This window comes from Corallococcus exiguus, from assembly GCF_009909105.1.
Classification (GTDB): domain Bacteria; phylum Myxococcota; class Myxococcia; order Myxococcales; family Myxococcaceae; genus Corallococcus; species Corallococcus exiguus.
Window position 1 is genome coordinate 386,593 of the sequence record NZ_JAAAPK010000003.1, and the last position, 12,079, is coordinate 398,671.

Annotated in this window: 10 protein-coding genes; 4 read left to right on the plus strand and 6 right to left on the minus strand. The window is 69.2% G+C overall.

The genetic code is table 11. The features are described 5' to 3' along the window. Window positions 1–35 precede the first annotated feature (35 nt). Window positions 36–1,043, plus strand: coding sequence for a glycosyltransferase (locus tag GTZ93_RS13120; protein WP_139920427.1), 1,008 nt, complete (start codon window positions 36–38; stop codon window positions 1,041–1,043). Here GTZ93_RS13120 and GTZ93_RS13125 read toward each other — a convergent pair. From GTZ93_RS13125 to GTZ93_RS13150, 6 genes are all read right to left on the minus strand, one after another. Continuing rightward, complete coding sequence (locus GTZ93_RS13125; RefSeq protein ID WP_139920433.1) at window positions 1,006–2,394, minus strand: sigma-54-dependent transcriptional regulator; 1,389 nt, start codon at window positions 2,392–2,394, stop codon at window positions 1,006–1,008. The genes GTZ93_RS13120 and GTZ93_RS13125 overlap by 38 nt on opposite strands. A 44-nt stretch (window positions 2,395–2,438) precedes the next feature. Beyond that, complete coding sequence (locus tag GTZ93_RS13130) at window positions 2,439–4,016, minus strand: two-component system sensor histidine kinase NtrB (protein ID WP_180946123.1); 1,578 nt, start codon at window positions 4,014–4,016, stop codon at window positions 2,439–2,441. 19 nt (window positions 4,017–4,035) lie between these two features. Further along, entirely contained in the window at window positions 4,036–5,292 is a 1,257-nt protein-coding gene (locus tag GTZ93_RS13135; RefSeq protein WP_139920429.1) for a type II secretion system F family protein, read from the minus strand. Between the two features lie 55 nt (window positions 5,293–5,347). Further along, complete coding sequence (locus tag GTZ93_RS13140; protein WP_120580214.1) at window positions 5,348–6,460, minus strand: type IV pilus twitching motility protein PilT; 1,113 nt, start codon at window positions 6,458–6,460, stop codon at window positions 5,348–5,350. A 48-nt stretch (window positions 6,461–6,508) separates the two neighbouring features. Then, on the minus strand, window positions 6,509–8,209 hold the full coding sequence (gene pilB, locus GTZ93_RS13145) for a type IV-A pilus assembly ATPase PilB (protein WP_120580213.1): 1,701 nt from the start codon (window positions 8,207–8,209) through the stop codon (window positions 6,509–6,511). A 208-nt stretch (window positions 8,210–8,417) separates the two neighbouring features. Next, complete coding sequence (locus GTZ93_RS13150; RefSeq protein WP_120580212.1) at window positions 8,418–9,344, minus strand: bifunctional riboflavin kinase/FAD synthetase; 927 nt, start codon at window positions 9,342–9,344, stop codon at window positions 8,418–8,420. 81 nt (window positions 9,345–9,425) lie between these two features. On the opposite strand from GTZ93_RS13150, the gene trmB reads away from it, so the two are divergent. The 3 genes from trmB (at window position 9,426) to GTZ93_RS13165 (ending at window position 11,728) form a co-directional block, all read left to right on the plus strand. Then, the gene (gene trmB, locus GTZ93_RS13155; protein ID WP_120580211.1) at window positions 9,426–10,046 is read left to right on the plus strand and encodes a tRNA (guanine(46)-N(7))-methyltransferase TrmB; all 621 of its coding nucleotides are present in this window, start codon (window positions 9,426–9,428) and stop codon (window positions 10,044–10,046) included. Window positions 10,047–10,220: 174 nt separating this feature from the next. Further along, a complete protein-coding gene (locus GTZ93_RS13160; protein ID WP_139920431.1) occupies window positions 10,221–11,264 on the plus strand; it encodes a diguanylate cyclase in 1,044 nt (347 codons plus the stop codon). Between the two features lie 50 nt (window positions 11,265–11,314). Then, window positions 11,315–11,728: a hypothetical protein gene (locus GTZ93_RS13165; protein WP_120580209.1), complete on the plus strand. Its 414-nt coding sequence runs from the start codon at window positions 11,315–11,317 to the stop codon at window positions 11,726–11,728. Window positions 11,729–12,079: the final 351 nt, after the last annotated feature.

Below are 12,079 nucleotides of genomic sequence, written 5' to 3' on the forward strand. Positions count from 1 at the left end.
CGAGGACGTGGCCCCTTTTTTTGCCGACCTTCCGAATGAGCCGCCCGAGCCTCGCGATGCCGCCCCGCATCGCGGTCATCCTCCCCTGCTTCAACGAGGCGTTGGCCATCGCGCACACGGTGCAGGCCTTCCGCCAGGCACTGCCCACGGCGACGGTCTACGTCTACGACAACGCCTCCACGGACGAGACGGCCCGGGTGGCACGAGAAGCGGGCGCCCAGGTGCGCGCCGAGCCCCGGCGCGGCAAGGGCAACGTCCTGCGGCGGGCCTTCGCGGACGTGGACGCAGACATCTACGTCGTGGCGGACGGTGACGGCACCTACGACGCCAGCGCGGCGGAAGGGATGGCCCGGCTGCTCCAGGACGAGTGCCTGGACATGGTCGTGGGCACGCGGGTGCACACCGAGAACGAGGCCTACCGGGCGGGGCACGTGGCCGGCAACTGGCTCTTCAACCAGGTGGTGGCCAGCCTCTTCGACAAGGGACTGTCGGACATCTTCTCCGGCTACCGGGTGCTGTCGCGGCGCTTCATCAAGTCGTTTCCCTGCGCCTCGGAGGGCTTCGAAATCGAGGCGGAGATGAGCATCCACGCGCTGCAGCTGCGCATGCCCGTGCGTGAGGTGCCCACGCGCTACGCGAAGCGGATGGAGGGCTCGCACAGCAAGCTGAACACCTGGCGCGACGGCCTGCGCATCCTGCGCCACATCCTGCGGCTGCAGCGGCTGCTGCGGCCACGGCAGTTCTTCGGCACCATCGGCGCGGTGCTCGTCGTCACCGCGCTGCTCTTGTCCATTCCCGTCTTCCTCCAGTTCTTCGAGACGGGCCAGGTGCTGCGCTTCCCCACCGCCATCCTGTGCACGGGCCTGGTGCTGCTGGGCGCGCTGTCGGGACTCGTGGGGCTGGTGCTCGAGGGCGTGAGCCAGCTGTCGCTGGAGACCAAGCGGCTGAGCTACCTGGCCGAGCCCGCGCTCATGGCCCTGGAGGCGGAAGACGCCCGGGAGTCCGTCACGACCGGGGGGACGGCTCGTCCAGTTCTTCCGTGAGGCCGTGCTTCGCCAACCGGTAGCGGAAGGAGCGGAAGGACAGGCCCAGCAGCTCCGCGGCGCGCGTCTTCACGCCCTGGGACTGCTTGAGCGCGGCCAGCAGGTGCCGCCGCTCGCTTTCGTCCAGGTGGCGCTCCAGGTTGAAGCCCGAGCCCAGCGAAGGCTCGCCACTGTCGCCCGGGCGGCTCAGGGGCTCCGACTCACCGCGCACCGCGGGCGGCAGCGTCCCCGGCCCCAGCAGCTCCGAGTCCGACAGCGTGGCCGCGCGCTCCACCATGTTCTGCAGCTGGCGCACGTTGCCCGGGAACGCATAGCGCTCCATCAACGCGAGCGTCTCCGGCGCGAAGCGCAGGGCCGGCCGGCCCAGCTCCTCCGCCAGCCGCGCCAGGAAGTGCGTGGCGAGCGGCGGAATGTCCTCCGGCCGCTCGCGCAGCGGGGGCAGCTCCAGCGTGATGACGTTGAGCCGGTAGAAGAGGTCCTCGCGGAAGCGGCCCGCCTTCACCTCCGCCTCCAGCCGGCGGTTGGTGGCCGCGATGACGCGCGCCTGGAAGGGAATCTCCGCCGCGCTGCCCACCGGCTTCACCTTGCGCTCCTGCAGCACGCGCAACAGCTTCACCTGCGTGGCGAGCGGCATCTCGCCCACCTCGTCCAGCATCACCGTGCCCTCGGCCGCGGACACCAGCAGGCCCGGCCGCTCATGCGTGGCGCCCGTGAAGGACCCCTTCAGGTGGCCGAACAGCTCGCTCTCCAGCACGCCTTCATTGAGGGCGCCGCAGTTGAAGGGGAGGAAGGGCTGGGCGGCGCGCTGGCCGCGCAGGTGGATGGCGCGCGCCACCAGCTCCTTGCCGGTGCCGCTCTCCCCCGTCACCAGCACCGTGCTGCGGCCCGGGGCCACCTTCTCCACCAGCTGCCACAGGGCGCGCATGCGGGGGCTCGTCCCCACCAGCAACCCGCCCAGGCCGGGCAGGAGCCGCGACTTGAGCGTGAGGTTCTCCTGGCGCAGCGCGCGCTTCTCCAGCGCCTTGTGCACCAGCAGCCGCAGCTCCTCGTTGTCGAAGGGCTTGCAGATGTAGTCGTAGGCGCCCTCGCGCATGGCCTCCACCGCGGAGGACGGCGTGCCGAAGGCGGTGATGAGCACCACCTCCGGCGGCTCCTTGCGCGAGCGCGCCGTACGCAGCACGTCCAGGCCGCTGCCCGAGCCCAGCTTCATGTCGGAGATGACCAGGTCCACCTGGTCCTTCTCCAACATGGCGCGCGCGTTCTCCACGGAGGGCACGCTCGTCACGGCGTAGCCTTCCCTCACCAGGAGGATCTCCAGGTACTCGCGCATGGACAGCTCGTCGTCCACCACCAGCACGTGGCCGCGCGACCCACCGTCATGGGGGAGCGGCGCCGTCACAGGGGCAGCCCCACGAGGAACTCGGTGCCTTCAGCGGGATTGGACGTCACGCGGATGGTGCCTCCGTGCGCGTGGATGATGGAGTGCGCGGTGGACAGGCCCAGCCCGGTGCCACCGTTGCGGGTCGTGAAGAACGGCTCGAACAGGTGCCCCATCATCTCCTCCGTGATGCTTCCCGCCGAGTCCCACACGCGAATCTGCGCTTCCTTGTCCGCGCGCGCCAGCGCCACCCGGACGGTTCCCTTTGGACCCGCCGCCTGGATGCCATTGCGCACCAGGTTGAGGAGCACCTGACGCAGCTGGTCCGGATCCACCGGCACCGTCAGCGCGTCCAACAGGCGCACCTCCAGTTGCACTTCGCGTGAAAGCGGATCCGCGCGGAGCATGTCCACCGTCTCCGACAGCAGCGTGTCCAGGGCCACCGGCCGGCGCTGCGGCTCGGGTGGGCGCGCGAAGCGCAGGAAGTCCTCCACCAGCCGCGCCAGCCGGTCCGCCTCGCGCGTGAGGATGCCGGTGAGCTTCGTCACCACCACGTCACCGGACGGGTCCTGGGCCAGGAGCTGCGCGGAGCCGCGCATGGCGGCCAGCGGGTTGCGGATTTCATGCGCCAGCTGCGCGGACAGCGCACCCAGGCTGGCCAGCCGGTCCGTGCGCTTGAGGTCCTCCTCCATGCGCCGCAGCTCCGTGAGGTCCTGGAAGACGATGAGCAGCGAGCCCGCCTCGCCCTCCAGGGGCGACACGGACAACCCCAGCACCCGCTGGCCCCCCGGCGTCTTCACCCGCAGCTCACCCCGGGTGGCGCGCGGCGCCAGCACGGACACGCCCGGCAGGAGCTTCTCCAGCGTCTGGCCCACGCACGCGCTGTCCGTGACCTGGAGGATGCCGCAGGCCGCGGTGTTGAGGAAGGTGACGCGCCGCTCGGCGTCGCAGGTGACGAGCCCCGACGGCATGGAGGACAGGATGAGCTGCTGCAGCCGCCCCAGCCGGCGCAGGTCCGCCTCGCTCTGGGACAGCGCACCGCCCGTGGCGGACAGCTGGCGCGACAGGTAGCCGGACAGCACGGCGATGAGGCCCAGCGCCAGCACGTTGCTGCCCAGCACGAAGAGCACCCGCGAGGGCGCCATCGTCGGGGCGTCCGCCGGCAGGGTGAGCCGCATGACCAGCAGCAGCCCGGTGAAGGCCAGCGAGGACACGACCGCGGCCCACAGCGCGCCACGCCGATCCAACACCACCGCCGCGCCAATGACGGCCAGGCTGTAGAGGAACGTCAGCGGCGATTCCGCGCCGCCGCTCAGGAACACCAGGCCGGTGGCGATGATGACGTCGCCCACCACCTGCACCACGGCGTCCAGGCGCCCCGCGGTGCCCCGGCGCAAGCGCAGGCCCGTCACCACCGTGAGGACGTAGGCCGCCGCGATGACACCGAACGACAGCGAGTCCGCGCGGCTGGGCTCCTGCGCGGGCTGGGTCGCCAGCCGGGCCACCGTCACGACGAGCGACAGGCTCGCCGCCACGGTGCGGAACAACACCAGCCACACCAGACGCGAGCGCAGCCCGGGGGCCACGCCGCGCATCAGCCTTCCACCGCCCGCGCTACTTGATGGCGCCGGCAAGCGAGAAGATGGGCAGGTACATGGCGATGAGGAAGCCGCCGACCACGCCGCCCAGGAACACCATGAGGAGCGGTTCGATCATCGAGGTGAGGGCGCTGACCGCCGTGTCCACCTCGTCGTCGTAGAAGTCGGCGATCTTGTTGAGCATGGTGTCCATGGCGCCCGTCGCCTCGCCGACGCCAATCATCTGCACCACCATGGAGGGGAACACCTTCGTCTCCAGGAGCGGGCCCGCGATGTTCTTGCCCTCGGCGATCTTCCCGCGCACGTAGTAGATGGCCTCTTCCACCGTGCGGTTGCCGGCCGTCTTCGCCGTCACGTCCAGCGCGTCCAGGATGGGCACACCGGAGGAGATCATCGTGCCCAGCGTGCGCGTGAAGCGCGCCACGGCCACCTTGCGGAGCACGTCGCCGAACAGGGGCATCTTGAGGAAGACCTTGTCCCAGAACTTGCGGCCCTTGGGCTGGCGGTAGCTCCAGGTGAAGGAGAACACCACCGCCGCGATGCCGACCACGGTGTGGATGAAGTACGCCTGGGCGAACTTCGACATGTCCACGACCACCTGGGTGGGCCCGGGCAGCTTGGAGTTAAAGTCCGCGAACATCTTCTCGAAGACGGGCGTCACCTTGAGCAGCAGCAGCGCCGTCACGCCGATGGCCACCAGGATGACCACCGACGGGTAGGTCATGGCGCTCTTGACCTTGGCCTTCAGCTTCTCGCTCTTCTCACGGTAGGCGGCGAGCCGGTTGAGGATGGTGTCGAGGATACCGCCCACCTCGCCCGCGGCGCACAGCTGCACGTAGAGCTCGTCGAAGATCTTGGGGTGCTCCTTCAGCGCGTCCGCGAAGGTGCTGCCCTGCTCCACCTTGCTCTTGATGGCGAACACCACCTTCTTGAAGGCGGGGTTGTCCATCTGGCTGGCGAGGATGTCCAAGCACTGCACCAGCGGCAGGCCGGCGTCGATCATCGTCGCGAACTGACGGGTGAAGATGAGGATGTCCTTGCCCGTCACCCCGCCCATGCCGGGCAGGGAGATGGCCCCGTCGAGGGCGCCCTTCTTGCGCACCTTCGTGGGGTTGAGGCCGAGCGACTTCAGGCGCGCGTTGACGGCCTCGATGTCCGGGGCCTCCATCTCGCCCTTCTTGTTCTCCCCGCTCTTGGTCTTCGCCTCCCAGAGGAACTGGGCACTGTTCTTCTTGGACGCTGTCGCCTTCTGTTGCACTGCGGGTGCTGCCATGACGGGACCTCCGGGGAGGGCGAGGAGTCTAACCTGTGATTTTCATGCCCCAAAACTAACGGGCACCCGCTCCCCCGGCCGGCCGCTGGGCTCCGCCCGTTCCACCACCCGAGGCGAGGATGTTGCGCAGCTCCTCCGGGTCGGAAGAACGGCCGAAGGCCTCGTCCTGGGAGATGACCCGGCGCGCCAGAAGGGCGGCCAGCGCCTGGTTGAACGTCTGCATGCCGTACTTCGCCTGGCCCACCTGCATGGACGAGTAGATCTGGTGGACCTTGTCCTCGCGGATGAGGTTCCGGATGGCGGGGTTGGGCACCATGACCTCCAGGGCCAGCACGCGGCCCGGCCCACCCACCTTGGAGACGAGCGCCTGGCTCATCACGCCCTCCAGCACGAAGGACATCTGGGCGCGCACCTGGGGCTGCTGGTACGGCGGGAAGACGTCCAGCACGCGGTTGATGGTCTGCACCGCGCTGTTGGTGTGCAGCGTCGCGTAGCAGATGTGGCCCGTCTCCGCGATGGTGAGCGCCGCCTCGATGGTCTCCAGGTCTCGGAGCTCACCGACCAGCACGATGTCCGGGTCCTGGCGGAGGATGTACTTGAGGGCCGTCTTGAAGTTGCGCGTGTCCGCACCGACCTCGCGCTGGTTCACCAGGCAGTTCTTGTGCGGGTGCAGGTACTCGATGGGGTCCTCGATGGTCATGATGTGCTCATGACGCTCGGTGTTGATCTTGTCGATCATCGAGGCCAGCGTGGTGGACTTGCCGGAGCCCGTGGGGCCCGTCACCAGGATGAGGCCGCGCGGCTTCTTCACCAGCTCCGCCACCACCGGCGGCAGGCCCAGCTCCTGGAACGTCAAAATCTTGAAGGGAATCGTGCGGAACGCACCGGCGACGGCGCCGCGCTGCATGAAGATGTTCGCGCGGAAGCGCGACAGGCCCTTCACGCCGAACGACAGGTCCAGTTCGTTCTCCTCCTCGAACTTGTGCTTCTGGGCGTCCGTGAGGATGGAGTAGCAGAGCTGCTTGGTCTCCACGGGCGTGAGCGGCGCCGTCTTGAGCGGGACGAGCTCACCGTCCACGCGGAGCTGCGGCGGCGAGCCGGTGGTGATGTGGAGGTCGGAAGAGCCCTTCTCGACCATCGCCTTGAGGAGCTGGTGCAGGTTGGCCACGGATGCGTGTCCTGTCGGAGGAAGAAGTGTGGAGAGGAGGTGGGGTAACTAGAAGCGGTCCGGCGCGGTGTTGCCCACGACCTCTTCGAGCGTCGTCATTCCGTCCATGAGCTTCTTGAGCGCGCTCATGCGCAGGCTGCTCATGCCCAGGCGGATGGCCTCCTGCTTGAGCTCCGCGGCGGAGGCGCCGTTGATGACCAGCTCCTTGAGGCCGTCCCAGAAGGGCATGACCTCGTAGATGGCCACGCGGCCGCGGTAGCCGCGGTCGTTGCACTCGCGGCAGCCGACCTTCTCGTACATGGTGAAGGTGCCCATCTTGTCCGGCGGGATGCCCGCGTCGATGAGGGCCTGCTCGTCCACCTTCTCCGCGGGGCGCTTGCACGCGGGGCACAGCCGGCGCGCCAGACGCTGGGCGAGGATGAGGTTGAGCGACGCCGTCACGAGGAACGGCTCGATGCCCATGTTGAGCAGACGGCTCACCGTGCCAGGGGCGTCGTTGGTGTGAAGCGTGGAGAGCACCAGGTGGCCCGTGAGCGCCGCCTTCACGCCGATTTCCGCCGTCTCGAAGTCGCGGATCTCACCGATCATGATGATGTCGGGGTCCTGGCGGAGGAAGGAGCGCAGACCGGCCGCGAAGTTCAGGCCGATGTCTTCATGCATCTGCACCTGGTTGATGCCGGCGAAGTTGAACTCGACCGGGTCTTCCGCGGTGCAGATGTTGGTGCCCACGTCGTTGAGGCTGGAGAGCGCGGAGTACAGCGTCGTCGTCTTGCCGGAACCCGTGGGGCCCGTCACCAGCACCATGCCGTAGGGACGGTCGATGGCCTCCTTGAACCAGGCCAGGGGCGTCGCGTCGAAGCCCAGCTTGGTCATGTCCAGCTGCAGGTTGCTCTTGTCGAGCAAGCGCATCACGACCTTCTCGCCGAAGAGCGTGGGGCACACGCTCACGCGGAAGTCCATCTCCTTGCCGCCGCCGATCTTGATCTTGATGCGGCCGTCCTGCGGCAGGCGGCGTTCGGAGATGTCCAGCGACGCCATGATCTTCAGACGGCTGGTGATGGCGTTGCGCAGCTTCATGGGCGGGCGCATCACCTCGTACATCACGCCGTCGATGCGGAAGCGGACCCGGAAGTCCTTCTCGTACGGCTCGATGTGGATGTCGGACGCGCGCTTCTTGATGGCGTCCATGAGGATGAGGTTCACCAGCTTGACCACGGGCGCGTCATCCGCGGCCTTGGCCATCTCATCCACGTTCTCCTGCTCCTCCTTGGCGACCTCGATGTCGTCGCCCACGTCGCCGACGATGTCCTCCAGCGAGGGGCCCTTCTCCGCGTAGTAGCGCTCAATCGATTCGCGGATGGAGATTTCGGACGCGACGACGGCTTCGATGTTGTAGCCGGTGAGGAACTTCAGGTCGTCCACCGCGAAGATGTTGGACGGGTCGCACATGGCCACGATGAGGGACGGGCCCGCGCGGTTGACCGGGATCACCAGGTGCTTCTCGGCCACTTCCTTGGGCACGAGCTTGATGATGTCCGGATCAATGTCGAAGTCCTTCAGGTTGATCGCCGGGACGCCGTACTGCTTCGACAGGAAGTCGGTGAGCTTCGACTCCTCGATGGCGCCCGTCTTGATGAGCGCCGTGCCGATGCGCGCACCACTCTTCTGCTGCTCCTCCTGCGCCTTGCGGAGTTGCTGGACGGAGATGAGGTTCTCGCGCACCAGCAATTCACCGAGTCGACCGGACATTTCTGGGATGCCTCTTTGAGCGTGAGGAGGGAAAAGCCAGAGCCCCGGCTGTCAGCGGGACCCGCGGGGGGAATGAGGCCATGCTACAGGGGCCTGAAGCCCTGGCACGGATCCTCCCGGATTAGAGGAAACCGATGCGCGGCCTGTCAAGGCGCCCTGGCGTGCTCCCTTGCTGTCCGGAGCCCTCTTTCAGAGGGCGCGACAGACCCTACCCGTCGCCGCGGGCCACCACGGTGCGGGCGGCCTCCACGTCGCGCTTGATTTGACCCACCAACTCTGCGGCGGAACCAAATCGTTGCTCGGGCCGCAGCCGCTCCAGGAACTGCACCCGCAGCTCCTTGCCGTAGAGGTCGCCGGTGAAGTCCAGGAGGTGCGCCTCGATGGTGACCTCCGTGCCGCCGAAGGTGGGCTTCACGCCGATGTTGGCCGCCCCCGGCCGCCAGGGCCCATCCGCTTCCGCCAGGAGGCGCACGCGGATGGCGTACACGCCGGGCGCGGGCCGCAGCTCGTTCTGCGTGTCCACGTTGGCGGTGGGAAAGCCGATGGTGCGCCCCCGGCCCGCGCCGGACACCACCGTGCCATCCAGGTCGAACGGGCGGCCGAGCAGGCGCCTGGCCGCGCCCACCCTGCCCTCCAGGATGTACTCGCGGATCCGCGACGAGGACGCGACGACGCCGTCCACGTTCACCGGCTGCACCACGTGCACCCGGGCGCCCCGCTTCGCCGCGGCGTCGCGCAGCGTGGTGACGGTGCCGGCGCGCTGGGCGCCGTAGGTGTAGTCACTGCCCACGACGACGTGGCCCACGCCCAGCGTGTCGAAGAGGGCGGCCTCGAAGTCCTGCGGCGTGGAGCGCGCGTAGTCGCGGGTGAAGGGCTGCACCACCCCGTGGGACAGGCCGCACGCGGCGAGCAGCTCCAGCTTGCGCGGCAGGAGCGTAATCAGCTTGGGCGCCAGGTCCGGCTGGAGCACCTTGCCCGGGTGGGGCTGGAAGGTGAGAGCGTTCGCGGGGCCGTGGCGAAGCGCTTCCGCGAAGAGGGCCTGGTGGCCCACGTGCACGCCGTCGAAGTTGCCCAGCGCGAGGGCCTGCCCCTGAAGCTGGCGGCCCGCCTCGGACACGGACTGGAAGACCTTCATGGCCCTTCCCTATACCACCCCGCGCGCTTTTGCCCTGGCCAACCCACGCGGCTCCATGGTTAGAGGCCCCCCGTTCCCGCCATGCGCCCTGCCCTGCTCCCTGAACCGGTCGGCCTCAAGTTCGTCCCCCTGGAAGCGCCCCCGGACTGGGACGCGGAGTTCGGCTTCACCGGGCCGCTGGAGCTGGAGATCGGCTCCGGGGCGGGTGGGCACGCGCTGGAGTACTGCCGCCGCAACCCCGGCGTGCGCTTCGTGGCCTTCGAGTGGCGCAAGAAGTACGCGCGCGACACGCAGATGCGCGCGGAGAAGGCGGGCATGAAGAACCTGCGCGTCGTCGAATCCGACGCGCGCTTCGTGGTGCCGCGCATCTTCGCGCCCGGGTCCCTGGACGTCATCCACCTGCAGTTCCCCGACCCGTGGTGGAAGCGCTCGCACGCCAAGCGGGCCGTCGTGCAGCCGGATTTCGCGAAGGTGATGCTGGGGCTGCTCAAGCCCGGTGGCCGCTTCGACATGCGCACCGACGTGCAGGACCGCGGGGTGGCCATGCTGGGCATCCTGGAGGCGGCGGGCTTCCACAACCCGCTGGGCGCCGGGGTGTTCCACCCGTACGACCCGGAGGAGGTGCCCTCCACCCGTGAGCGGCGCTACCTGTCATCCGGGGAGCCCGTGTACCGCGCACGCCTGGTGAAATCCGCGCCGTAGCCCGCACCGGACCTGTCTGGCCCTGGACGCCCGGCGGCCTCGTGTCCGCGGGTGCCCGGGAGGGCCCTTGGCAGCGCCCTCCACCCGGAGGAGAATCCACCCACGGGGTTCCCGCCCCAGGGGACACTCGCGACGTCGGGCCACGACCGCATCCTGTTGGGGGGTGGGCGCCTCATGCCGGAAGCCGAAAGGAAACGGATGCCGGAGGGCGTGCGCAGGAGCGGACCCGCCAACGACTTCTCCGGGCGCACCGTGCTCATCGTGGACGATGATCCGGCGCAGATCCGCCACGTGCGCGAGGGCCTGGCCCCGCACGGCTACGTCTTCAAGGAAGCGCTGGACGGGACGCAGGCGCTGTCCGCCATCCGCGCGGGCCGGCCGGACCTCATCGTGATGGACGTGGAGATGCCGGGCCTGGGCGGCGTGGAGGTGTGCCGCATCGTCAAGGCGAACGCGGGCGAGGGCGGCTTCGGCTTCATCCCCGTCATCCTGATGACGGCCCGGCAGGCGGCGGGCAAGGTGGAGGGGCTGGAGCTGGGCGCGGACGACTACCTGGTGAAGCCCTTCGACATGCTGGAGCTGGGCGCGCGCGTGAAGTCCATGCTGCGGCTCAAGGCGTTGCAGGACGCGCTCCTGGAGAAGAACCGCGAACTGGAGTGGGCCAACCGCGAGCTGGACCGCCGCCGGCAGGAGCTGCTCGCGCTCAGCCGCACGGACGCGCTCACGGGCCTGTACAACCGGCGCTACTTCGAGGAGCGGCTGAGCGAGGAGTTCATGCGCTCGCGCCGGTACCGGTCTCCCCTGTCGCTGGTGATGCTGGACATCGACCACTTCAAGCGCATCAACGACACGTTCGGCCACCCCTTCGGGGACGAGGTGCTGCGCGCGGTGGCGCACACGGCGCGCGCGACGCTGCGGGAGGTGGACCTGCTGGCCCGCTACGGCGGCGAGGAGTTCATTGCCCTGTTGCCGGAGGCGGCCCCCCAGGACGCGCTGCGGGCGTGCGAGCGTGTGCGCGAGGCGATTGAGCGGCTGGAGCTGACGTGGAAGTCGCCGGACGGAGTGTCGCAGGAGGTGAAGCTGACCGCGTCGCTGGGCGTGGCGACGGTGCCCGCGGACGACCTGCCGGGCACGGAGGCCCTGCTGCGCGCGGCGGACACGAGCCTGTATTCCGCCAAGGGAACGGGGCGCAATCGCGTCCACCAGCACGCGGCGTGACACACCTCCCGCTTCCCCACGGCGGCGGTTTGACCTAAATCGGAGGCCCCATGCGCCCGCTCGCGATGACGACCTGGCTGCTGTTCGCCTTCCTAGCCCTGAGCGGTTGCAGCCGGCTGCAGCCGGATACCCCCGTGGGGGCCTACCAGACGTTCCACCGGCACGTGCAGCGCGGAGAGCTACCCAAGGCGTACGCAGGGCTGTCACAACAGACCCAGCAGGTCCTGAAGACGCGAGCGCAGCAGGTGAGCGACGCGTCCGGGGGCATGGTGAAGCCGGAGCCGCTCCCGCTGTTCTTCGCGAATGTCCCGGTGCCGGCGGATGTTCAGGAGGTTTCGCTGCTCCGGCAGGAGGGCGACGTGGCGACCTTGGTGGTGCGCTCGGCGGGAAGGTCGGGCGAGGTCCGGATGGTGAGGGAACCGTCCGGGTGGAAGGTGGACTTTTCAGCATCCCCCCAGCCGTGAGCCCGGGCATGCCCGGGCCCCGCGCATCAGGTAACGTACAACCGTGAACGACAGGAAGACACGGCGGGTGCTCCCCGCAGTCGAAGTCATCCGGAGACCGGGCTCGACGCCCGGTGGCCCGGTGACGCCGTCCTCGACTGCCCCCACCCCCTCCCCCACGCCGAGGCCCACGCCCCGGCCCACGCCGGTGGCGCCCGCCGCCCCGGTGGCCCCCTCCCCCTCCAGCGCGGAAGGCGCTCCGCGCGCGGCGACGCCGGCCCCCCGCCCCACACCGGGCGTGGCGCCCGCGCCCCGGCCGAGCGGCCTTTCCCCCACGCCCCGGCCGTCCGTGGCGCCGTCCGCTCCCCCTCC

What these genes read in the sequence shown, in the direction of transcription:
- GTZ93_RS13120 (WP_139920427.1), top strand. Translation starts at nt 36, where the DNA reads ATGAGCCGCCCGAGCCTCGCGATGCCGCCCCGCATCGCGGTCATCCTC.
- GTZ93_RS13130 (WP_180946123.1), bottom strand. Translation starts at nt 4,016, where the DNA reads ATGCGCGGCGTGGCCCCCGGGCTGCGCTCGCGTCTGGTGTGGCTGGTG.
- GTZ93_RS13135 (WP_139920429.1), bottom strand. Translation starts at nt 5,292, where the DNA reads ATGGCAGCACCCGCAGTGCAACAGAAGGCGACAGCGTCCAAGAAGAAC.
- pilB (WP_120580213.1), bottom strand. Translation starts at nt 8,209, where the DNA reads ATGTCCGGTCGACTCGGTGAATTGCTGGTGCGCGAGAACCTCATCTCC.
- GTZ93_RS13150 (WP_120580212.1), bottom strand. Translation starts at nt 9,344, where the DNA reads ATGAAGGTCTTCCAGTCCGTGTCCGAGGCGGGCCGCCAGCTTCAGGGG.
- trmB (WP_120580211.1), top strand. Translation starts at nt 9,426, where the DNA reads ATGCGCCCTGCCCTGCTCCCTGAACCGGTCGGCCTCAAGTTCGTCCCC.
- GTZ93_RS13160 (WP_139920431.1), top strand. Translation starts at nt 10,221, where the DNA reads ATGCCGGAAGCCGAAAGGAAACGGATGCCGGAGGGCGTGCGCAGGAGC.
- GTZ93_RS13165 (WP_120580209.1), top strand. Translation starts at nt 11,315, where the DNA reads ATGCGCCCGCTCGCGATGACGACCTGGCTGCTGTTCGCCTTCCTAGCC.